The organism is Mesorhizobium sp. M7A.F.Ca.US.006.01.1.1, from assembly GCF_003997935.1.
Taxonomy (GTDB): domain Bacteria; phylum Pseudomonadota; class Alphaproteobacteria; order Rhizobiales; family Rhizobiaceae; genus Mesorhizobium.
The window spans coordinates 1-20,067 of record NZ_RZQL01000128.1 but is presented as its reverse complement, the minus strand read 5'-3'; the positions used below and the strand labels follow the sequence as shown (position 1 = coordinate 20,067).

Genomic DNA, 20,067 nt, shown 5'->3' with positions numbered 1-20,067 from the left:
GCGATATGGGCAGGGGCAGCGAGCCGATAGCCGCGCAGGAAATCCTGTCCCCGGTGCCGCTGACGCGACGCGAACGGCAGATCCTTCAACTGGTGGCGCAAGGCATGATCACACGCGATATCGCCGAACGACTGGGCATCAGCCTGCCGACCGCACGCAAACATCGCGAAAATCTGATGGGCAAGCTCAGTCTCCACAACACCGCCGAACTGACCGCCTACGCGGTTCGTCTGGGATTGCCCACCGGCTGATATCGCAGCCGCTCTGCAACGTCCCCTTAACCATCGGCAGATTAGCCAAACCCGATCATCATCCAAATACGGCATCCGCTTGTATGTTTTCGGCCTGCCCCCCGGCCTACTCCTCCCACGGCTTGATCACATGGGAGGAGCCGTCATGCCATCACTGGATCTCTGGATTCCGTTCGCCCTCGCAACGCTCGCCTTTGCCTGCATGCCAGGGCCGGCGATTCTCTACATGACCGCACAGACGCTGGCCCATGGCCGTCAGGCGGGATTGATGGCGGCACTGGGTGTTCATCTCGGTTGTTACGTGCACATCCTGGCCGCGGCGGTCGGGCTCGCCGCACTGATGGAACACGCGCCGGTCGCTTTCTCGATGATCCGATTGGCGGGCGCCGCATATCTCATTTCGCTGGGCCTTGCCATGTTCCTGGGCTGGAACCGGATGGGCGAGGATGGTGCCAGGCCGGCCCCGAACACATTTCGCGACAGCATGGTCGTCGAGATCCTCAATCCCAAGACGGCACTGTTCTTCCTGACCTTCCTGCCACAGTTCGTGGATCCGTCAGCCGCCATTGCCGTCGGGTTGCAATTCCTCATCCTCGGCATCATCGTCAATCTCATCTTCTCGATGGCCGACCTGGCGGCGGTCGGCATCGCCTCGCTCGCCGTTGGCCGGTTCACTGGCGGCGGCGCTGGATGGGTGATTCCCAAGACATGCGGTTCGATCCTCATCGGACTTGGCGTGGCGCTCGTCAGCCATCATATCTGAACCTGCGAATGAAAAGCGGTTTCAGGGGAGATCCGACGGTGAAATTTCAGCGGCTGCTGGCGGCAAGGGCCAATATGCCGGAGGGCGGCTGACGGCCTGCTCGCGCATCCGGCAAGATATTCCGGAAACCGGCGCGCCTTTTGGGGCCATCGGCCGAATTCTACATACCCTGGCCGCGCCTACGCGCTGCCGCCTTCCTTCTCAGCCTCCTGCTTCAGCGTCGCAATGAACCGCTTCGTCCGTTGCTGCTCCGGATTGTTGAACAGCACCGCCGCCGGTCCCTTCTCGACGACGACACCGGCGTCGAGGAACATCACTTCCTGGGCGATCTTGGAGGCGAGGCGCAGATCATGCGTCGCCATCACCATGGTCGTGCCTTCGCTGGCGAGCTTGCCAAGCACGTCGACCACCTCTTGCGCCAGTTCCGGGTCGAGCGCCGAGGTCGGCTCGTCGCAGAGCAGCACTTTCGGCGACGGCGCCAAAGCGCGGGCGATCGCCACGCGCTGCTGCTGGCCGCCCGACAGCGTCGCCGGCCAGGCGTCCGCCTTGTGCGCCATCCCGACCTTCTCCAGCAGAGCCAGCGCCCGCTCGCGTGCCCTCTCAGGCGCCCATTTCAGCACCGTCACCAGGCCTTCCATGACATTCTCGATCGCGGTGCGATGCGGAAACAACTGGAAGTTCTGGAACACCATGCCGGTCTGCAGCCGCAGGCGCTGGATATCCCTGGCCGGAACCCTGCCGCCGGGATGGAATTCGAGCGTCTCGTCGCCGATGCGCACCGTGCCCGAGGTCGGGATCTCCAGGAGGTTGATGCAGCGCAGCAGGGTGCTCTTCCCCCCGCCCGACGGGCCGACCAGCGCCGTGACGCTGCCTTCGGCAATGGTGACCGTCACGCCCTTCAACACGAGATTGTCGCCGAAGCGCTTTTCGATGTTGCTGAGGCCGATCATGAGCGTGCCTCCAGGAAGCCGCCATAGCGGTTGAGCCGGGTTTCCAGCCGCGTCTGCAAGGCCGACAGCACCGAACTCAGCGCCAGATAGAGGATCGCTGCCTCGACATAGAGGATCAGCGGCTCATAGGTGGTGGCGACGATGCGCTGCGCCGCCTGGAACATCTCCGGCACGGTGATGGCGGCGGCCAGCGAGGTGTCCTTGACCAATGAGATGAAGGTGTTGGAAAGCGGCGGCACCGCCACCCGGCCGGCCTGCGGCAGGATGGTGCGCCACATCGCCTGGCCCCAGGTCATGCCGATCGAATAGGCGGCTTCCCACTGGCCTTTCGGCACCGAGCCTATTGCCGCGCGGATGATTTCCGACGTGTAGGCGCCGATGTTGAGCGTGAAGCCGATCAACGCCGCCGTGAAGGCGTCGAGCAAGATACCGACCGACGGCAGGCCGTAGAAGATAAGGAACAGCTGCACCAAAAGCGGCGTGCCGCGGAAGATCCAGACATAGAAGCGCACCAGCGCGACCAGCGGCTTGGGGCCGAACAGCCGGGCAAGCGCCGCACCCAACCCAACGGCCAGCCCCAGGGCGAAGGACAACAGCGTCAGCGGCACGGTGAAGATCAGCGCCGCCCACAACAGCGAAGGCAGCGACTCCAGCATCAGTTGCAGCCAGTGCGGCACGTAAGACCTCCAGATTGGTCGAAGCAGCTTGGTCAAGGCGAGAATGCGTCTGCCATATCACGACAAAAGCGGCGACCCGTCAAAGACGGCTCGCCGCTCGATGTGTCTCATGGGCCGCGGAGCGGCCCGCCTCATGGATTACTTCGAAACGTCCTGGCCGAAATAGGTGTCGGAGATCTTCTTATAGGTGCCGTCGGCCTTGATGTCGGCCAGCGCCTTGTTGATCGCCGCGACTAGCTCCGGATCGCCCTTGCGCACGATGACACCGGAATAGTCGGCGTTTTCCTCTTGCGCGGCGATCTTCACATTGGCGTCGGGCTTGTGCTTCTTGAAATCGAGGAACGACAGGCTGTCATTGATCGTGGCATCGGCGCGGCCGGTCAGAAGCAGCTGGATCGACTGGTCGAAACCATCGGTCCCGACCAGCTCGGCGCCGTTCGTTTCGGCCAGCTTGCCGAAATTCGAGGTCAGCGACTGCGCCGACTTCTTGCCCTTGAGATCGGCGAAGCTCTTGATGTCGGCATTGTCGCCGCGCACGATCAGCACCGCCTTGGAGGCGATGTAGGGATCGGAGAAATCGTACTTTGCCTTGCGGGCGTCGGTGATGCCGACTTCGTTGATGACGGCGTCATAGCGATTGGCGTCGAGGCCGGCGATCAGCCCGTCCCATTTGCCTTCGAGGAATTCGGCCTTGACGCCGAGCTTGTCGGCGATCGCCTTGGCGATTTCGACGTCGAAGCCGACCAGTGCGCCCGACGTGTCATGATAGGTGAAGGGCGCATAAGTGCCTTCCGTGCCGACCTTGATGACCCCGGCCTGCTTGATCTGGTCGAGATTGGCACCGGCATGGCCTGCGGTGACAGCCAGGGCCTGCAGCGTTCCGGCGATGATGAGCGACTTGAGCCATTTCATTTTTCTGTGATCCCGTCCTTGGCCGGCTGACCGGCATATTTGTGAGCGCTGGAAACTGACAGATGCAAGCCGAAAAAATAAGGAACAGAATTTCAAAAACAGCCGGTTTATGAAACCAGATTCTCTAAATGACAACATCTACTCGTCATCGCAGCCATGGCGAGCTGTCCTGGCAATCCTTCAGGCAACACAATCCCGCCGCCACGGTCGCGGAACCTTTCCCGCGCATGGCAGTTCTGGCTGTTCTAGGGCACGACGCCGCCATTTCAACCCGGGCGCCAGCCAAGTTTGCAAAGTCATCCGCACCACCCAGGGAGCGCCTCATGATGGAAGACACGGCAGGACGGATCATGGTCCGCGCGGCAATGAAGGCTCCCTACCTCGAGCGTGACGAAGAGCATCGGCTTGCATTGCTCTGGAAAGAGGACAACGACCAGAACGCGCTGCACAGCATCACCGTCGCCCATATGCGACTGGTCATTTCCATGGCCTCCAAATTCCGCCATTACGGCCTGCCGCTCGGCGATCTGGTCCAGGAGGGTCATGTCGGACTGCTTGAGGCCGCCGCCCGCTTCGAGCCGGAGCGCGAGGTGCGGTTCTCGACCTATGCGACGTGGTGGATCCGGGCCTCGATGCAGGATTACATCCTGCGCAACTGGTCGATCGTGCGTGGCGGCACCAGCTCGGCGCAGAAGGCGTTGTTCTTCAACCTGCGGCGTCTGCGCGCGCGGCTGGCGAACGGCGCGGAGCCGCTCTCCAACGCCGCGCTCTATCGCGAGGTGTCGGAGGCGCTTGGTGTCTCGGAAGCCGATGTGGCGATGATGGATTCGCGGCTCTCGGCACCCGACTCCTCGCTCAACATGCCGATTGCCGACGATGCGGGTTCGACGGAGCGCATGGATTTCCTGGTCTCGGACGATCCGCTGCCCGACGAGATCGTCGGCGACAAGATCGATGTCGCGCGCCGCTCGCTCTGGCTGAGGGAAGCGCTTCGCGCGCTCAATGCACGGGAGCTGAGGATCATCGAGGAGCGCCGCCTGAATGACGAGGGCGCGACACTCGAAGCGCTCGGCGAAACCCTCGGCATCTCCAAGGAACGCGTCCGCCAGATCGAGGCCCGCGCCATGGAAAAGCTGAAGGTCGCGTTGGTGAAGCAGAATCCGGAGTTCATGGCGACTGCCGCCTGAACGGCGGCGGGCGTCCAGAGGCGCCTACTTGTCCGTGACGATCTTGACCTTGTCGCCGGCCGAAACCGCGGCACCAGGCGACAGCGCGTTGAGGACGCGGAACAGGTCGAGCTTGCGGTCGACGCCGACCATCTGCGCCGAAAGCGAACCCATCGTCTGCCCAGGCTGGACGGTGACGACGCGGATGTGCAGCGGCTTCAGCGCCGCCTTTTCGGCAGCACTCAGGATCCGGAACGAGCCGCTGACCGAGCGGGCGATCGTGTCCAGCGACGTACTGGCGGAAGGGGCCGCGGTCAGCAGCCGGTAGACCTGGCCGCCGGCGCGGATCACCGCAATGTCGAACTGCCAGCCTTCGGCGCCGGCATGCGCGGTCGCCGCCTCATTGCCGTTGATCGTTTCCTGCTTGACGCTGCTGTCGACGAGACCAGCCACCCAGCCGCTGCGGATATAGTCCGTCAGCGCCCGGTTCTTGTCGATGGAAACGCCATCGAAACGGATCGCTATGTCGCCGGGGCCGGTGGCCGTCACCGCTGCCGCAGAATTGTCGATGATGAAGCCATCCGGTACCGTGAACGACACGCCAAGGCCCGGATGCAGGAAGGTTTCGCCGCGCACATAGCCTTCTTCCGGCGTGTCGCCATAGAGCAGGCCGTCTATGCCGGCGAGGAAGGAATCGCGGTCGCGCGTGCCGACGCCCGGCGCGCCGAACTGGCGGGCATGGCGCTGCGCCAGATCGATGCGCTGCGGCGTGTTGGGGTGCGTGGCCAGGAAGTCGAGGCTTGCATCGGTGGCGCCGCTGATCGAGCGGAAATCGGTATAGGCCGACATCGACTGCAGGAAGCGGCCGGCGGCGAAAGGATCGTAGCCGGCTTCGCCGATCGACTTGATGCCGATGGCGTCGGCTTCCAGCTCCTGGTTGCGCGAGAATTGCGCGAGCCTCAGCTTGCCGCGGATCAAAGCTGCCTTGGCGGTCGGGCTGTCGCCGAGCACATCGGAAACCACCTTGGTCGCCAAGCCTTCCTCTGCCTCGAGCTGCTGGCGCTGCAAGCCGTGATTGGCGGTGACGTGGCCCATCTCATGCGCGATGACAGCGGCAAGCTCGGCCGAATCATTGGCCAGCGCCAGGAGGCCGCGCGTGATGTAGAGATAGCCGCCCGGCAGCGCGAAGGCGTTGACGTTGGGCGAATTCAAAATGGTGATGCGATAGGTCTGTGTCGGGTTGGCGGACACCACCGTCAAACTACCGACCACCTTGGCGACCATGCGCTCGAGCCTGGGATCGGAATATTCGCCGCCATAGGTCGCCAAGATGCGCGGATGCTGCGCCTTGGCCATTTCGGCAAGCTTGCTGTTGGCGCCGACATTGTCGACGGTGATCGGCTTGTCGGAAGGCTGGAAGCCGGATTCCTGAACTTCCGGCGGCGTGAACATCTGGCAGCTTGCCAACGCCACGGCAAAGCCGGCCAGCGCGAGGAAGCGCGCCAGCGGTTTCATTCCCAATGTGTTAGCGCCGATCGCCAGAACGGCTTCCTTTCAGGTCACGTGCATATCTCAAACTACTGCAGGCAAATCACGGCCTGTGCCGGGCCGGTAGGGCGGACCTAGCCACACTCCCCCGGTCATGGCAAGCAAACGCCACATCGCCTGGAGCCGGTTTGACCGTAAATTATGTCCGCTTCCGGGCAACATCGCGTGATGTGGGATGTCCGGCACCCGCGCCGATATAGCGCCGGAACGCCTCCGGACCAGCCCCGGTAAAGAAATCATCAGCCTTGCCGGTCGCGGCGACCAACCCATTGTCGACAAACACCATATGCTCGCCGATGCGGCGTGCATCGTCTGGCTGGTGGGTAACGAACAGCATTGTCATGGCGCGTTCGGCATGAACGGCGGCGACCAGATCCAGCATCTCGTCGCGCAAAGCCGGTCCGAGCGAAGCGAAGGGCTCGTCGAGCAGCAACACCGGTCGGTCGCGCACCAGCACGCGGGCCAGTGCGACGCGCTGGCGTTCGCCGCCGGAGAGCTCGCGCGGCAGGCGTTTCTCCTTGCCCGCAAGGCCGGTGCGCGCAAGCGCCTCGGCGACCGCGGCGCGGTCCGCCTCGGTCAGCCGCAGGGATGGCGAGCGCCCGAGCCCGACATTCTGCTCGACGGAAAGATGCGCAAAGAGATTGTTTTCCTGGAACACCATCGACACCGGCCGCGCCGAGGCCGGATCGGCGCTGACATCGACATCGCCGATCAGCACGCGGCCCGACCGTGGGGTCTCGAAGCCGGCGACCAGATTGAGCAGCGTCGACTTGCCCGAACCGCTCGGCCCCATAATGGCGGTGATCGTCGCCGCGGCAAACTCGACATCGAAGACAAGCGGCGCCTCGCTATAGCTGCCATGACTGCCATAACTGAACGACACCTTGTCCAGCCGCACCGGCGCGCCCTTCTCGAGCCTGTTGGCCGCCCTCTCACGCATCGCGGACCTCCGCCCTTCCCAGCCAGTACGCCGTCACGATCAACGCGAGACAGACGAGGCCGAGCAGCAGCGCCAGGCCGGCGGCGTCCTCGGTGCGGTAGCTGCCCATCCGCGCCAGAAGAAGATAGGGCAATGTCTGCACGGAATCACTGCCGAACAAGGCAATGACGCCGAGATCGCCGAGCGACAGCGCCATGGCGAAAGCGAAAGCCGTGGCGAGCGGCCGCCGCAGCGACGGCCAGTCGACCAGCATCAGCCGGTTCCAGCCCGCAATGCCGAGCTGTGCACAGAGCCGTTCGTGACGCCCGCTCGCCGCATCATAGGCGGGACGCACGGCGCGCAGGGCAAACGGCATCGCCATCACCGCGTTGACGGTGACGACCATGACCGGGGCGATCGCGAAGACATCGCCGACATGGCGCAACAACAGGAACCAGCCGGCGCCGACGACGATCGGCGGCACGACCAGGACAAAACCGGCGCCTGTATCGGCGGCGTGTTCGAGCAGTGTCTTTGCGCCGGCACGGCGGTTCAGCGCCAGGGCCCGCCGCGCCATGGTCAACGCCAGCGACAGCATCACCGAAAGCAGCGCCGACAGGAAGGCAAGTGCCGCGCTGGTCAGCGTTGCCTGCCGGACAGTGGCCTCGCTGGCCAGGCGACCGAGATCCGCACCCAATCCGGCCATCACGGTTGCCGCCATCGGCCCAACAACGAACAGCAGCGCCAGGACGATGGTTAGCGCGTTCAACCAGGTCTCGCTCCGATTGACCGAGAGATAACGGCGTTGCGCGACCGGCAAATTGGTGTCGCCGACCACATTGGCGCCTAGCCGCGTCAGGGCCAGCACAAAGATAAAGGTCAGGGCGATCTGCAGCAGCGTCAGCGTCACCGCCCGCGCGGGATCGAAATCGAAGCGCAGTGCCTGGTAGATGCCGACCTCCAGCGTCGTCGCGGCTGGCCCGCCGCCGAGCGTCAGCACGATCGTGAAGGATGTGATGCAGAGCATGAACACAAGCCCGGCGACGCCGGGCAGTGCGGCGCGCAGCGTTGGCCATTCGATCAGCCGGAACGCCGGACGCGCCGCCATGCCGAGCTGGCTCGCCAGCCGCCATTGGTCGGCCGGTATGGTCTGCAGCGCCTCGAGGAACAGCCGCGTCGCCAGCGGCAGGTTGAAGAAGACATGGGCGACGAGGATGCCGGACAGGCCATAGATGCCCGGCCAGCTTCCGCCGCCGATAACGGCAAGCACGCCGGCGAAATAGCCGGCACGGCCATAAAGCGCCAGAATGCCGAGCGCTGCGACGATGGCCGGCAGCGCCAACGGTACGGCGAAGATCTGCAGGATGAAGGCACGGCCGAAGAAACGTGGATGCCGCGACAGAGCGCGCGCCACGAACAGCGCCGGGATGACCGAAAGCAGCGTCGACAGTGCCGCTTGCCAGAGCGTGAAGCGAATGACGCGAAGCAGATAGGGATCGAAGGCTGCCCAGGCGCCCGAGAAATCTTGGGCGCCCTCGAAAAGCAGGCCAGCAAACGCGCCGCCGATCAGCAATGTGATCGCTGCGAGCGCGGCTATGCCAGCGGTGATGCGGGGGTCAGCGCGTTGCACGCTCGACCACCCAAAAGGCCTTTGGCGAGCGTCGCGTTCCTTCGCGCCCCCCTCTGTCCTGCCGGACATCTGCCCCACGAGGGGGGAGATTGATTGTCGCGCCGGCTTTCGCCAATCGCCGACGTTGCAGGAATGAGCGAGGCGCCAAGGCTGCCAATCTCCCCCCAAGTGGGGGAGATGTCCGGCAGGACAGAGGGGGGCGCCGTAGAGCACTCATCTTCGATAGCAAACTTATTTGCTCATCACCGCCAGCCATTCATCCACCCAGGCCTTGCGGTTCGCGGCGACCTCTTGCGGGCTGAACAGCAAGGTCTTGGTTGGCTTGACCAGTTTGTCGAAGGCCGGATTGAGCGGCTTGTCGGTCTTGCCTGCCGGGAACATCCAGTTTGTCTCGGGAATGGCATCCTGGAATTTCGGCCCGGTCATGAAGGTCATGAACTTGGCCGCCAGCGGATTCTTGGCTCCCGTCGTGGTGATACCCGCCACCTCGATCTGCAGATACTCGCCCTCCTCGAAGGAGGCCGCCTGGTAGCGCTCGGTGTTCTCGGCGACCATGTGGTATGCCGGCGACGTCGTGTAGGACAGCACCATCGGCGCCTCGCCCTTGGTGAACAGCCCATAGGCCTCGCTCCAGCCCGGCGTCACGGTCAGCACCTTCCCCTTGAGCTTGGCCCAGGCTTCCGGCGCCTTGTCGCCATAGACCGACTTGACCCACAGAAGCAGGCCAAGGCCCGGCGTCGAGGTGCGCGGATCCTGGATGACGATCTTGTCGTCGGCACTGCCTTCGACCAACTCCTTCAGGCTCTTCGGCGGCGTCTTCATCTTCTGCGTGTCATAGACGACGGCGAAATATCCGTAGTCGAAGGGGACAAACGTGTCGTCGCTCCAGCCGCCCGGCACATTGACATTCGTCACCGCGCCATGCGGCGCGAACAAGCCTGACGCCTTGGCATCGGCGGTGAGATTGGTGTCGAGGCCAAGCACGATATCGGCCTTGGTCGATGCGCCTTCCAATCTGACCCGGTTGAGCAGCGCGACGCCATCGGCAACCGAGACGAACTCGACGTCGCAGCCGCATTCGGCCTCGAACGCCTTCTTCACAACGGGACCCGGACCCCAGTCGGCGGTGAAACTCTCATAGGTGTAGACGGTGAGCTTGTCCTTGGCCAAGGCCGGCCCGGACAAGGCCACGACCGTTGCTGAAACAAGAGCGTATAAAAGCGTGCGCATCGGCGCCTCCTTCGTTCGAATTGGAATTGAGGCGTCGGACTGTCCGAAACGTCTAATCCCTCCGCCGGTACAAACCGGATCAGGTTCAGCGGGTTGGCGAGACTGCCTCTCAGCCGGTCCGCGAAGATCGCGTCCGGCACCCCGTTAGAGCGTTTCGACACATAGGCCGGGCCGATCCGCCATGCAAGCGGGAGTTTGCCCAGTGGGAGTTTGCCCGGATCCACCTCAGATCAGATGCCGGGCGGCTTCCACGCCCGACCACGCTTGCCGAAGCGTTTGCGACAGAGCCATCCAACTCGCGGTGGACAAGGAAAGGCCTGTTGCGGATCGGCGCCGGAACTGGAGCCACACCGACCGGCATGGGACTCGACGTGATGGCGGCGGTGATCATTGGCGGCAATAAGCGTCACTTATCATTGCCTTACTTGCCATGTGACGGCATGTTCGAGGAACTGGCCCGGGGCAACAACATGCAAATCAACCATGCTCGCCTGATCCGCGCTCTTCCCGCGAATCGCCTTGAGGATTTCGTCAACGGCTGCCACGAATTATGGCGCGGCACGGGGAACATGGGCCGCGCCGTCACTGGTTACGTGACGGAGAAGCGCGTGGCAGGTCCATGCGACAACTTCGCGTGCAAACAGCTCGGCAAGACGCTGTCCCAAAGCGCCGCCTTCCTCGATCCGGCAGGACCTTCATACGCTCCGCGGTTGGCGAGTAAGGAAGCGGAATGACGAAACTATCGACCGAATCTGTCGCGGCGACAATCGGCCTCGTATATGAAGCCGCCTACGATCCGGATCTCTGGCCGGGCGTGTTGCGGGCTATTGGAGAATTTTTCGGCTCGTCCCGCAGTTGTATCTGCTGCTTCGAAGCCCGGCCGGGCGCGACACGCGTCAAAGACAGCGTGGGGTCGTCTCCCGACCCTGAGCTGGAAACATTTGCCTTTCAGGCGACAACGGAAAGCACGCTTATCGTCGGCATGGACAAATGGCCTGCCGGCCAAGTCTATCGCCGTCGCGATATCCTCAATGAGGATCATTTCCGCAATTGCGATTTCTAGCACGATTGGCTGAAGCCAAGGCAGATGGACGAAGCGGTTATCAGCAATCTCGCTATTTCCGGCAGCACGCTCTGGGACCTTGGATGTCTCGCGTATGGCAAAATTCGGCGAATTCCAGCGCCGGGAGCTTGAGTTGCTGCAGAAGATGACCCCTCACATCGCGCGGGCAGGCCAGATCGGGGAAGCCCTGCAGCAAACTGTCCTGACCAAGTCGGTTCAGGCCAGCATGTCGTTAGGCATGCTTGTCGTCGATCCCGAATTGCGGTCGCTCGATATCAACGAATGTGCGGAAACCCTGTTGAGCCGCAGCAATGGGCGGATCGGCCTGTCGCGCGGAAAGGTTTGCGTGCGGGAGCCCCTGCATGCGCACAGATTGGCGGAGATGGTCGTGGATGCCTGCTCGACGCCGATGGGAAACGTGCCAGCGATGGGCGGGATGATGCTGCTGCCCGGACGGCTACCTGGCGAGTCCGGCCTGCTCGTTTCCGTCGCTCCGCTCGCGGCCAGCCAAAGATTTGGACTTCGCGCCAGCCAATGCGCCACCATCATGATCCGAGAGCTGGGCGGCAAGCCGACGGAGGGTCTGGAGAAAACCTTGTGTTCGCTTTTCGACCTCAGTCCTTCCGAGGCAAGGCTTGCCTCGTCGATCGCAGCGGGCAAGTCCCTTAACCAGGCAGCTTTCGCTGCCGGCATCACAGTGAGTTCAGCCCGGACATATCTCGCACGCATATTCGCCAAGACGGGCGCGCGGCAGCAGAGCCAGCTTGTCATCCTGCTCAAGGATATCGGGCCGCTCATCCAGCGCTGAATACGGCCGGCGGGCCTCGTGGGTGCCGGAAGCTCTTGCCCGCTCCGGACTGCGCCTTAATCGCGGACCGTCATCATATGAGGACTGGTCAAAACCGCGCGCGCATTCGATTCTGCGGCGTGATTTGTGCATCCTGCCCAACGTGTCAGAGTGAATGAAAAACGATGATTCATCAATTCGCGTGGCGAAAAACCATGCTCGGACTGGCCGTGGCACTGGGTTGCCTTGCCACAGCCCGAGCAGCCGAACAGGAGCTGGACAAGGGCAAGGATGGCGACATCATGTTCGTCACGCCCAGCGGCAATATCGGCTGCCACTTTATCCCCAAAGGCGGCACATCGACCTATCAGCCGATGACGGGCGGGCCTGAGCTGCAATGCGACCGGGTCGAACCTGCCTATGTTGCGGTATTTCTCGACCACAAGGGCAAGGCGGTGAAGACCGAGAATCCCGGCGAGCAAGGCTGCTGTTCGCTGGAACAAAAGCTGGAATATGGGGACAGCTGGTCCGAAGATCCTTTTACCTGCCTGTCGGCCAAGATCGGCCTGACCTGCACGTCCTCCGACGGGCATGGCTTCTTCATCAGCAAATCCAAGATCACGGTGCACTGATGTTCGAACGCCTGACATGCGTGGCGCGAACGGGACTCGCCGCCCTGGCGCTCATGGTGGCGATACTGCCGGCGCAAGCGGAGACGCAGACCTTCGGCGAGCCGCGCTACAAGGGCCAGCTCATCGACTGGTGTTACACATGGTCGACCGATTGCGGCAAACTCCCGGCCGACCGCTACTGCGCCATGAAGCATTTCGGCAACGCCACCGATTTCGAACAGAAGAACGGCCCGCTCGGCGAACCGACGATCCTGATGGGAGACGGTAAGACCTGCAGTGGTGACAATTGCTCGGCTTTCGAGTCGATTACCTGCGAAACCGCCGGCGCAAAACGCTTCGAGGCGCCTACTTTCAAGGGCAAACGGGTCGACTGGTGCTATCGATGGTCGGCCGACTGCGGAAAGAAGGCAGCCGACAGGTTTTGCTCGACCAAAGGCTTCGCCCGGGCGCTCGAATTCGAGCAGGGCGAGAACATAGCTCCCACCATCACCCTGTTCGATGGCAAGCAGTGCACGGACGGCAAGTGCGACGCGTTTGGCTACATTCTTTGCGGAAACGAGCAGTGAGGCGGCGCTGTATGTGCCGACATAGTGACCGGGCGAACACATGAAATCGAGAGCCTTGACGGCGACTGTCGTCCTCCTTCTGATCGGCGTTTCGGTCTATGCCTTCACAGCCCTGAACGTCGCGCCGGACGCGGCCGGGCCGATGCCGGCTGCCCCGCCTGTTGCTTCATCCACGGCTCCGGCCACGCCCAAACCGGCTTTGCCCGCAGCTCCGACGGCAATCGAGCGGGATATGAACGATCCGCTGAACTGGCCGGTAACGGTCCCTCTCGGGCCGGACGGCAACGCATTGCCCAACACGACGAGGAAAGCGCAGTATCAGCGTCCTTCCAGGCTGTTGCTGGCCTCACTGTCTGTTTTGACCGTTGCCGAAACCCGTCCGATCATCCTGGCGCGGGGGCCGGTTCGCCTCGGCACAGCCGGGCCGGGCTGGCACGATATCCAGCACCCACCGCAATCGGGCGGTTCCGGCTCCAGCTACGGCGCCTCCCCCGGTGGCGGAAAGTCCCGGGGCGATTCCGGGAGCACCAATGTCTGGAATGGCGATGGTTCGTTCGATAGCTGGGACAAGGACGGCCACACGCATTTGGATCCCCCAGGGCCGGATGGCTCGCTAAGCGGCTATACGGAAGCAAACAACGGTGGCGGAAAGACCTCGATGTCGATCGATCCGGATGGCGGCTCGACCGCCTGGCTTCCCAACGGGAACATTGAAGTGGCGGAGCCGGATGGCGGCAAGATCATATACCACCACGACGATGGCAGCATCGAGCGGATTTCCCCGGGCGGCGAAAGGACAATCGAGCTCGATCCTCCCCCGCCGCCTGCCGGTAGAGGCGCCAGCAATGGCATCGGCGAACCCCATTTCCAGACATTCGACGGCACGAGCTTTTCGACCCAGGCTGTTGGCGAATTCACGCTGGCACACGGCATCCCAAGCCAGGACTTGCAGGTGAGGTTCCAACCTTACAGGGACAGCAGATCTGTCAGCGCCGTCACCGGTCTGGCGGCACGAGCCGGCGGGGCGATTGTCCAGATCCTGCTCGACGGGTCGGTGCTTGTCGACGGCGCACCCGCATCGGACGGGTCGCCGACGCAGTACGACCTGCCCGACGGCGGCGCGATCGGTGTCTGGCGCGAAAACGGGAAACTACTCCATGCAGTGCTGGTCTGGCCGGATCTGTCGACGCTGTGGGTCAGCCGGCATGATGGCTACCTGAATTTTTCGATGCAATGGCGCGCGTCCGATGCAGCACGACAGGGCCTGCTTGGGCGCGATGACCGAAACCCGGACAACGACCTGACCGGTCGGGACGGCGTGGTCGCCAAGCCGTCCGATGACAGTGCGGTCAAGTCCTTCGTCGATTCCTGGCGTGTCACCGACGAGGAGTCGCTGTTTTCCTATGACGAAGCCCAGTCCACCGAGACGTTTACCGACAGGAACTTCCCGTATGAGCTTTCCAAGCTGACGTATCGGGATCTGGCCGACGCGGCCTGTGCCGCCCTCACCGGCGGTTTTACGCGCGAGGCCTGCCTGTTCGACGTCGCGGCGACCGGCAACGAGGATTTTGCCAAATCCGCACTGGACGCGGAGAGACGGGCCGCAACACTGAAAGATCAGGACGCCGGCAACGCCGCCGCACCTACGGCTCAAACTCAGGTCGAGGGCGACTGCGCCTCCGCCGGGGATGACATTGCGGCTGCGGAACCGCTCGAGGGCGACAGCCTGTCGGTGACGCCAACCAGCGGTACAAGCAGGATCTACATGCTGAAGACAAGTCGGGGCATCACCATCCAGACGCGAGCCGACGACGTCGTCGCCGGAGGATATGAGGCCGGCAAGCCGGGCTACTGCGTGTTCGATAAGGACAAGAAGACCGTCATTCCGCTCACCAGGTCGAATTCCGATTCCTATTTCTCAAGGCATGACAGCGCCGATCTTGCAGCAGGCGCCTATTACCTCAAGATCGTCGGCAACGGCGAAAGCAATCTCAACATCTTTCTCAACCAGTAAGCGGGGTTCAATGGCACGGCGCTACCCATCCCCTCCCCAAGTCGCGGTTGCCTGTCTGACGATCATGTTCGCCATGACGCCGGCAGAAGCCGAAAGCCCTGACGGATTGAAGTTCCATCATGGCGGCTCGGTCATGTCGGTCAGGACTAGTGGCACGGCGCTTACCATCCATTACGCAAGGCCGCGATCCGGCCTTGCCGTGACGAAGGGTACGCGATTGTTTACCGGCGCACTAACCGCAGGCACCTGGGAGGACGGCAAGATCGAAGGCAAGGCCGCTGTGTTCAGCAAGGGGTGCAAGTCGGCTCCATACACCGTGTCCGGCACGATCCGCGACGAAGGCCCGAACATCGTCATAGAACTTTCCGGTGCCGCTCCCGTCCGCGCGCCGGGAAGCTGCAGCGTGACCCGGTACTCGACCAGCTCCAGCAATTCGCACCTCGTCATTGAAAGCGGGATAGATGAATAGACTACGGCTGCTCTTTCCGGCCCTTGCCGCCGGCCTGTCCATCGTGAGCTTCGCCTGCTTTGCGCAGGACAAGCCCGCCGGCATCGATCCCGAACACATGAAGGCCGCGTTTCCGGAGGCCTGGGAGGGCTATGAGCGTTCTCCGCCGGAATATGAAGCCTCGACGCCGCCGATTGGCCAGATCGGCAAGTCGTCAGCGCGGTTTCGCGATGTGCGGGGCGGCACCAATTTCTTCGAGGTGGAGTTGGAGATCACGGATCTCGGGATTCCTGGCGGGAAGATGTATCAGGATTATGGAGCAGACTATCTGAAAGCGCAGATCGAAAACGACACTCAAAAGAGCGTGACCGTCAAGGGTCTGCCGGGTCTCATGACCCGCACAGGCGAAGACCACATGATGATCGACACCTTCGTCGCACCTCGCTTGCATGTCGGAGCCTTTTGCCTGAAGGCGCAGCCGGCGGGCTGCCTGGCGGCGATCGAACGTTTCGATTTCGATAGACTGAAGGCACTGGCCAACGAATAGGGGTTCGGGCAGGATGGCCTGCTGCCGATATATGTCTCGTCAATATGCCACTTGCTCGTCACTGAATGCTTGCGCTTGTTGAAATGCCTCAGAAGTTTCGGCGCGAAGTGGACGGCCCAGCGATACACGGTGGAGTGGTCGACGCTCAGGCCGCGTTCGGCCATCATCTCCTCCAAATCGCGTAGGCTGAGATTGTGGGCCAGGTACCAGCGGACGCACACCAGGATTACCGACCGATCGAAATGGCGATCTTGAACACGGCAGGCTCCTCGTATCCCTTCCATACCTGACCACACTCACCGAAGCGTTTGCGACGGAGCCGTTTGCCGCCTTCCGTTTCCCGTGCCGGGCTGGTAAGGGCCACACGATATGAGCACATTCACCATCCTGCTTGGCGGCGATGTCATCCGCACGCCACGGCTCGACCGTCAGGTCGAAGGCTCCCGCGTCATCGCCGCCGACGCCGGCATAGGCCATGCGCGGCTGCTGGGCCTCGTGCCGGAGCTGTGGGTGGGTGATTTCGATTCCGTGCCGGCCAATCTGCCGGACGATCTCGCTTCCGTGCCCCGCAGGACCTTCCCGGCGGAAAAGGACCAGACCGATGGCGAACTGGCCATCACCGCCGCACTGGAACGCGGCGCGACCCGCCTGGTGCTCGCCGGCGCCTTTGGCGGCAGGCGCGCCGACCACGCTTTTCTGCATCTGGCGCTTGCCCTGCGGCTGGCGGAGGCGGGAACGGACGTGCTTTTGACCAGCGGCGCTCAGGAAGGCGTTCCCTTGCTGCACGGAACGGCTGGCTTCGACTATGCCGACGGCACGCTGTTTTCGGTGCTCGGCTTTTCCGAACTCTCCGGCCTGACTGTGACCGGCGCCAAATGGCCGCTCGCGCACGTCAAGGTGGCATTCGGTTCGTCGCTGACCATTTCCAACGAGGTCAAGTCCGACAAGACCGGAGGCCGCCTCGAAATCGCGCTCGGCCATGGCCGCGCGATGCTGCTCGCTCATCCCTATCCCTTACCTGAAAGCTGACATGGCCCCGCCCCTTCTCAACCTCGACGGGATAAAACTGACCTTCGGCGGCACGCCGCTGCTCGATGGCGCCGCCTTAACGGCTTCGGCCGGCGACAAGATCGCATTGGTCGGCCGCAACGGATCCGGCAAGTCGACCCTGCTGAAGATCGCCGCCGGCCTGATCGAGCCGCAGGACGGCGAGGTGTTCCGCCAGCCTTCGGCGACCGTCCGCTATCTGCCGCAGATGCCCGACATGGAAGGTTTTGCCACTGTCGGCGCCTATGTCGAGGCCGGGCTTGGCCCCGCCGACGATCCCTACCGCGCCAGCTATCTGATGGAGCATCTCGGACTGTCGGGTGAGGAACGTCCGAACGACCTGTCGGGCGGCGAGGCGAGGCGCGCTGCCCTTGCCCGCGTCATGGCGCCGGAGCCCGATATCCTGCTGCTCGATGAGCCGACCAACCATCTCGACCTCTCGGTCATCGAATGGCTGGAAGAAGAACTCATCCGCACCTCCTCGGCACTGATCGTCATCTCGCACGACCGCCGCTTCCTCGAGCGCGTGTCGCGCGCCACGATCTGGCTCGATCGCGGCCAGACCCGCAGGCTGGACAAGGGTTTTGGCCATTTCGAGGAATGGCGCGACCTTGTGCTCGAAGAAGAAGAGCGCGAGCAGCACAAGCTCGGCCGCCAGATCGTTCGCGAAGAGCATTGGCTGCGCTACGGCGTGACCGCGCGGCGCAAGCGCAACATGCGCCGTCTCGGCGAATTGCAGACCATGCGCCAGCGTTTTCGCGGCCATCGCGGTGCCGAAGGGTCGGCGACCATGGTGGCGAGCGACGCCAACGAGTCCGGCAAGCTGGTGATCGAGGCCAAAAACATCGAGAAGAGCTTTGGCGATCTCACCGTGGTCAAGGGGTTTTCGACCCGCATCCAGCGTGGCGATCGCGTCGGCCTGGTCGGGCCGAACGGCGCCGGCAAGACCACGCTCTTGAAGATGCTGACCGGCGAGATGAAGCCGGACGCCGGTTCGGTGCGGCTCGGCACCAATCTGGAGATCGCAACGCTCGACCAGAAGCGCGAGGCGGTCGACCCGCAGGAGACGCTGGCGCAGTATCTCACCGACGGGCGCGGCGAGAACCTCGTCATCAATGGGGAGCAGCGTCACGTCGTCTCCTACATGAAGGATTTCCTGTTCAAGCCGGAGCAGGCGCGCACGCCGGTGCGCGAACTATCCGGCGGCGAGCGGGCGCGGCTCTTGCTGGCGCGCGTGCTGGCGCGGCCCGCAAACCTTCTGGTGCTCGATGAGCCGACCAACGATCTCGACATGGAGACGCTGGAACTGCTGCAGGAACTGGTCGCCGGTTTCGCCGGCACCGTCATCCTGGTCAGCCACGACCGCGATTTCCTCGACCGCACCGTGACCAGCCTGATCGCGCCGGATGGTGAAGGCCGCTGGATCGAATATGCCGGCGGCTACTCCGACATGCTGGCGCAGCGCGGCGGCACCAGACTGGACGACCGCAAGGCGCGCGCGAAGGCCGAGGCCGGCGAAGCGGTGGCCACGACCAAGAACGATACGGCCACGCCAAAGGGGCCGGCGAAGAAACTGTCGTTCAAGCAGAAGTTCGCGCTGGAATCGCTACCCAAGAAAATCGAAGCTGTGATGGCGTCGATCTCCAGGCTTGAGAACAACATCGCCGATCCCGCCTACTACGAGCGCGACCCTGCCTCCTTCCAGAAAACCATCGCCGCCCTCGACAAGGAACGCGCCACACTGGCTGCGTTCGAGGAAGAGTGGCTGGAACTGGAGATGCTGCGCGAAGAGATGGAGGGGTAGTGGTGGCGCTCAGGTTTTATGCGTATATTATATCGGGCGCATAGAAGAAGGCGGACTCCATGCTCAAGCCGAAACCTCAGCGAAAGTCGATCAGCATATCGATCAGTTCACAGCTGATCGAAGAGGCCAAGACGCTGAATATCGATATCTCCGGCGCCGCCGAGGAAGGTACTATGAAAGCGATTGCGGCCGAAAAAACGCGTCGATGGCAAGAAGAAAACAATGAAGCCATTGCGGGCTGGAATGACTATGTCAGACGCAACGGGCTCCCATTGGCCAAATATCGGCTGTTCTGATGCGGCGCCACGATCCCTTGCCAGCGCTCTGAAAAGCTTCTGAGAGGCCCCAACAGCTCGGCGAAATGGGCTTTCTCAGCCAGCCGTCTTCGCCTGCCAGGCCTTGATCGCCTCGTCGAACACCTTCTCACCGGGAATGCCCTTTTCCATGGTCAGCAGTGCCCGCCGTCCGGTCTTGTAGACGACCGGTACGTCGATCCAGTCCTGGCCGCGCAGCAGGGTCATGTTGGCGTCTTCGTCGGCCTTGGTGTCGTTGAGCGCGACAAGGAAGAAGCCGTCGGCGATCTTGGCCGGAATGCCGATTAGCGGGCTGCCGGCATCCTGTTCCGAACTCTTCATGGCGACGCGCAGGATGTTGTCGACACCGCCGCCCTCGAAGCCATCGGGCGTCAGGAAGATCATCTCGATGATATGGCTGGCCGGCAGCGTCTGGTCGGTGTTGCGGCGGATGGTCATGCGCAACTGGATGTCCTTGCCGGGAATGGTCGCCTCGGCGCGGATCGCCGGCTCCGGCGGCAGGTCGCCGCCGGGCGATTCCTGCACCAGCGACCAGACGATGTTGCCGGGCTCGGCGGAGCCCTGCGCGGTGCTGGTACGCTCCTCGTAGAAGATCGCCTTCTGGCCGACAGGCAGAGCGGCTTCAGCAGGCGCAGCCGCCGGGGCGGGCGGCGCGGCACCTGCCGGTGCTGGCGGCGTGCCGGCAGCATCGGCCGGCGCTGCCGGGGCAGCTCCGTTGGCGGGCGGCGCTGTGGGGGCGGCATCTGTCGCCGGAGGCGTAGTCGCGGCAGGCGTGCCGGCGGATGGTGCGGAAATCGCC

At 63.2% G+C, this 20,067-nt stretch carries 21 protein-coding genes, 2 pseudogenes and 1 riboswitch; of the genes and pseudogenes, 14 read left to right on the top strand and 9 right to left on the bottom strand.

All coding sequences use genetic code 11. The annotated features are described in order from the left end of the window. Together EN943_RS21715 and EN943_RS21710 are read left to right on the top strand one after the other, a co-directional pair. Nucleotides 1-251 (top strand): LuxR C-terminal-related transcriptional regulator (locus tag EN943_RS21715; protein ID WP_206522790.1); only part of this gene is annotated, 251 nt, incomplete at its 5' end. 145 nt (nt 252-396) lie between these two features. After that, nucleotides 397-1,014 (top strand): LysE family translocator, encoded by a 618-nt coding sequence (locus EN943_RS21710; protein WP_127414578.1) that lies wholly within the window; start codon nt 397-399, stop codon nt 1,012-1,014. 179 nt (nt 1,015-1,193) lie between these two features. Here the strand turns inward: EN943_RS21710 and EN943_RS21705 are convergent, their stop codons facing one another. From EN943_RS21705 to EN943_RS21695, 3 genes are all read right to left on the bottom strand, one after another. Beyond that, a complete protein-coding gene (locus tag EN943_RS21705; RefSeq protein WP_127414577.1) occupies nt 1,194-1,964 on the bottom strand; it encodes an amino acid ABC transporter ATP-binding protein in 771 nt (256 codons plus the stop codon). After that, nucleotides 1,961-2,641 (bottom strand): amino acid ABC transporter permease, encoded by a 681-nt coding sequence (locus tag EN943_RS21700; RefSeq protein WP_127414576.1) that lies wholly within the window; start codon nt 2,639-2,641, stop codon nt 1,961-1,963. Before EN943_RS21700 ends, EN943_RS21705 begins: the two co-directional genes overlap by 4 nt. A 138-nt stretch (nt 2,642-2,779) precedes the next feature. Next, a complete protein-coding gene (locus EN943_RS21695; protein WP_127414575.1) occupies nt 2,780-3,553 on the bottom strand; it encodes an amino acid ABC transporter substrate-binding protein in 774 nt (257 codons plus the stop codon). Nucleotides 3,554-3,876: 323 nt separating this feature from the next. Here EN943_RS21695 and EN943_RS21690 point away from each other — a divergent pair, with 323 nt between their 5' ends. Then, nucleotides 3,877-4,740 carry an RNA polymerase factor sigma-32 gene (locus tag EN943_RS21690; RefSeq protein ID WP_027037165.1) on the top strand — a complete coding sequence of 288 codons (864 nt, stop codon included), beginning with the start codon at nt 3,877-3,879 and terminating at the stop codon, nt 4,738-4,740. Nucleotides 4,741-4,764: 24 nt separating this feature from the next. On the opposite strand, the gene EN943_RS21685 is transcribed toward EN943_RS21690, so the two are convergent. The 4 genes from EN943_RS21685 to thiB form a co-directional block, all read right to left on the bottom strand. Further along, on the bottom strand, nt 4,765-6,234 hold the full coding sequence (locus EN943_RS21685) for a M48 family metalloprotease (RefSeq protein ID WP_127414580.1): 1,470 nt from the start codon (nt 6,232-6,234) through the stop codon (nt 4,765-4,767). 172 nt (nt 6,235-6,406) lie between these two features. Then, nucleotides 6,407-7,207, bottom strand: coding sequence for a thiamine ABC transporter ATP-binding protein (gene thiQ / locus EN943_RS21680; protein WP_127414574.1), 801 nt, complete (start codon nt 7,205-7,207; stop codon nt 6,407-6,409). Further along, entirely contained in the window at nt 7,200-8,816 is a 1,617-nt protein-coding gene (gene thiP / locus EN943_RS21675) for a thiamine/thiamine pyrophosphate ABC transporter permease (RefSeq protein ID WP_127414573.1), read from the bottom strand. The genes thiQ and thiP overlap by 8 nt, the downstream gene beginning before the upstream one ends. A 231-nt stretch (nt 8,817-9,047) precedes the next feature. Further along, nucleotides 9,048-10,046 (bottom strand): thiamine ABC transporter substrate binding subunit, encoded by a 999-nt coding sequence (gene thiB / locus EN943_RS21665; protein WP_127414572.1) that lies wholly within the window; start codon nt 10,044-10,046, stop codon nt 9,048-9,050. Nucleotides 10,047-10,085: 39 nt separating this feature from the next. After that, a riboswitch (TPP riboswitch) is annotated at nt 10,086-10,200 on the bottom strand. Nucleotides 10,201-10,366: 166 nt separating this feature from the next. On the opposite strand from thiB, the gene EN943_RS21660 reads away from it, so the two are divergent. The 8 genes from EN943_RS21660 (at nt 10,367) to EN943_RS37695 (ending at nt 16,103) form a co-directional block, all read left to right on the top strand. Beyond that, the gene (locus EN943_RS21660; protein WP_127414571.1) at nt 10,367-10,780 is read left to right on the top strand and encodes a hypothetical protein; all 414 of its coding nucleotides are present in this window, start codon (nt 10,367-10,369) and stop codon (nt 10,778-10,780) included. Beyond that, nucleotides 10,777-11,109 carry a hypothetical protein gene (locus tag EN943_RS21655; protein WP_127414570.1) on the top strand — a complete coding sequence of 111 codons (333 nt, stop codon included), beginning with the start codon at nt 10,777-10,779 and terminating at the stop codon, nt 11,107-11,109. Before EN943_RS21660 ends, EN943_RS21655 begins: the two co-directional genes overlap by 4 nt. A gap of 94 nt (nt 11,110-11,203) precedes the next feature. Continuing rightward, nucleotides 11,204-11,917 carry a hypothetical protein gene (locus EN943_RS21650; protein WP_127414569.1) on the top strand — a complete coding sequence of 238 codons (714 nt, stop codon included), beginning with the start codon at nt 11,204-11,206 and terminating at the stop codon, nt 11,915-11,917. Nucleotides 11,918-12,111: 194 nt separating this feature from the next. Then, complete coding sequence (locus EN943_RS21645; protein ID WP_127414568.1) at nt 12,112-12,528, top strand: hypothetical protein; 417 nt, start codon at nt 12,112-12,114, stop codon at nt 12,526-12,528. After that, complete coding sequence (locus tag EN943_RS21640; RefSeq protein WP_127414567.1) at nt 12,528-13,094, top strand: hypothetical protein; 567 nt, start codon at nt 12,528-12,530, stop codon at nt 13,092-13,094. Before EN943_RS21645 ends, EN943_RS21640 begins: the two co-directional genes overlap by 1 nt. Nucleotides 13,095-13,134: 40 nt before the next feature. Beyond that, the gene (locus tag EN943_RS21635) at nt 13,135-15,108 is read left to right on the top strand and encodes a VWD domain-containing protein (protein WP_127414566.1); all 1,974 of its coding nucleotides are present in this window, start codon (nt 13,135-13,137) and stop codon (nt 15,106-15,108) included. 10 nt (nt 15,109-15,118) lie between these two features. After that, entirely contained in the window at nt 15,119-15,577 is a 459-nt protein-coding gene (locus EN943_RS21630) for a hypothetical protein (protein WP_127414565.1), read from the top strand. Then, nucleotides 15,570-16,103 (top strand): hypothetical protein, encoded by a 534-nt coding sequence (locus EN943_RS37695; RefSeq protein ID WP_164778308.1) that lies wholly within the window; start codon nt 15,570-15,572, stop codon nt 16,101-16,103. The genes EN943_RS21630 and EN943_RS37695 overlap by 8 nt, the downstream gene beginning before the upstream one ends. 26 nt (nt 16,104-16,129) lie before the next feature. Here the strand turns inward: EN943_RS37695 and EN943_RS21625 are convergent. Further along, nucleotides 16,130-16,387: pseudogene (locus tag EN943_RS21625) on the bottom strand (IS6 family transposase); the annotation flags it as partial. An 85-nt stretch (nt 16,388-16,472) separates the two neighbouring features. Between EN943_RS21625 and EN943_RS21620 the strand changes: the two are divergent. Genes EN943_RS21620 through EN943_RS21610 form a run of 3 tightly spaced genes read left to right on the top strand, consistent with a single transcriptional unit; the run spans nt 16,473 to nt 19,250 of the window. Then, the gene (locus EN943_RS21620) at nt 16,473-17,132 is read left to right on the top strand and encodes a thiamine diphosphokinase (protein ID WP_127414564.1); all 660 of its coding nucleotides are present in this window, start codon (nt 16,473-16,475) and stop codon (nt 17,130-17,132) included. Between the two features lies 1 nt (nt 17,133). Next, the gene (locus EN943_RS21615) at nt 17,134-18,954 is read left to right on the top strand and encodes an ABC-F family ATP-binding cassette domain-containing protein (RefSeq protein ID WP_127414563.1); all 1,821 of its coding nucleotides are present in this window, start codon (nt 17,134-17,136) and stop codon (nt 18,952-18,954) included. 59 nt (nt 18,955-19,013) lie between these two features. Further along, entirely contained in the window at nt 19,014-19,250 is a 237-nt protein-coding gene (locus EN943_RS21610) for a type II toxin-antitoxin system CcdA family antitoxin (RefSeq protein ID WP_127414562.1), read from the top strand. Nucleotides 19,251-19,325: 75 nt separating this feature from the next. Here the strand turns inward: EN943_RS21610 and EN943_RS21605 are convergent. Continuing rightward, nucleotides 19,326-20,067: pseudogene (locus EN943_RS21605) on the bottom strand (hypothetical protein); the annotation flags it as partial.

Bases quoted from the DNA above. Each gene is read 5' to 3' on its own strand.
- EN943_RS21610 (WP_127414562.1), top strand. From the start codon at position 19,014: ATGCTCAAGCCGAAACCTCAGCGAAAGTCGATCAGCATATCGATCAGT.
- EN943_RS21640 (WP_127414567.1), top strand. From the start codon at position 12,528: ATGTTCGAACGCCTGACATGCGTGGCGCGAACGGGACTCGCCGCCCTG.
- EN943_RS21685 (WP_127414580.1), bottom strand. From the start codon at position 6,234: ATGAAACCGCTGGCGCGCTTCCTCGCGCTGGCCGGCTTTGCCGTGGCG.
- thiB (WP_127414572.1), bottom strand. From the start codon at position 10,046: ATGCGCACGCTTTTATACGCTCTTGTTTCAGCAACGGTCGTGGCCTTG.
- EN943_RS37695 (WP_164778308.1), top strand. From the start codon at position 15,570: ATGAATAGACTACGGCTGCTCTTTCCGGCCCTTGCCGCCGGCCTGTCC.
- EN943_RS21655 (WP_127414570.1), top strand. From the start codon at position 10,777: ATGACGAAACTATCGACCGAATCTGTCGCGGCGACAATCGGCCTCGTA.
- EN943_RS21690 (WP_027037165.1), top strand. From the start codon at position 3,877: ATGATGGAAGACACGGCAGGACGGATCATGGTCCGCGCGGCAATGAAG.
- EN943_RS21635 (WP_127414566.1), top strand. From the start codon at position 13,135: ATGAAATCGAGAGCCTTGACGGCGACTGTCGTCCTCCTTCTGATCGGC.
- EN943_RS21695 (WP_127414575.1), bottom strand. From the start codon at position 3,553: ATGAAATGGCTCAAGTCGCTCATCATCGCCGGAACGCTGCAGGCCCTG.
- EN943_RS21705 (WP_127414577.1), bottom strand. From the start codon at position 1,964: ATGATCGGCCTCAGCAACATCGAAAAGCGCTTCGGCGACAATCTCGTG.
- EN943_RS21710 (WP_127414578.1), top strand. From the start codon at position 397: ATGCCATCACTGGATCTCTGGATTCCGTTCGCCCTCGCAACGCTCGCC.
- EN943_RS21650 (WP_127414569.1), top strand. From the start codon at position 11,204: ATGGCAAAATTCGGCGAATTCCAGCGCCGGGAGCTTGAGTTGCTGCAG.
- EN943_RS21630 (WP_127414565.1), top strand. From the start codon at position 15,119: ATGGCACGGCGCTACCCATCCCCTCCCCAAGTCGCGGTTGCCTGTCTG.
- EN943_RS21645 (WP_127414568.1), top strand. From the start codon at position 12,112: ATGCTCGGACTGGCCGTGGCACTGGGTTGCCTTGCCACAGCCCGAGCA.
- thiQ (WP_127414574.1), bottom strand. From the start codon at position 7,207: ATGCGTGAGAGGGCGGCCAACAGGCTCGAGAAGGGCGCGCCGGTGCGG.
- EN943_RS21615 (WP_127414563.1), top strand. From the start codon at position 17,134: ATGGCCCCGCCCCTTCTCAACCTCGACGGGATAAAACTGACCTTCGGC.
- EN943_RS21620 (WP_127414564.1), top strand. From the start codon at position 16,473: ATGAGCACATTCACCATCCTGCTTGGCGGCGATGTCATCCGCACGCCA.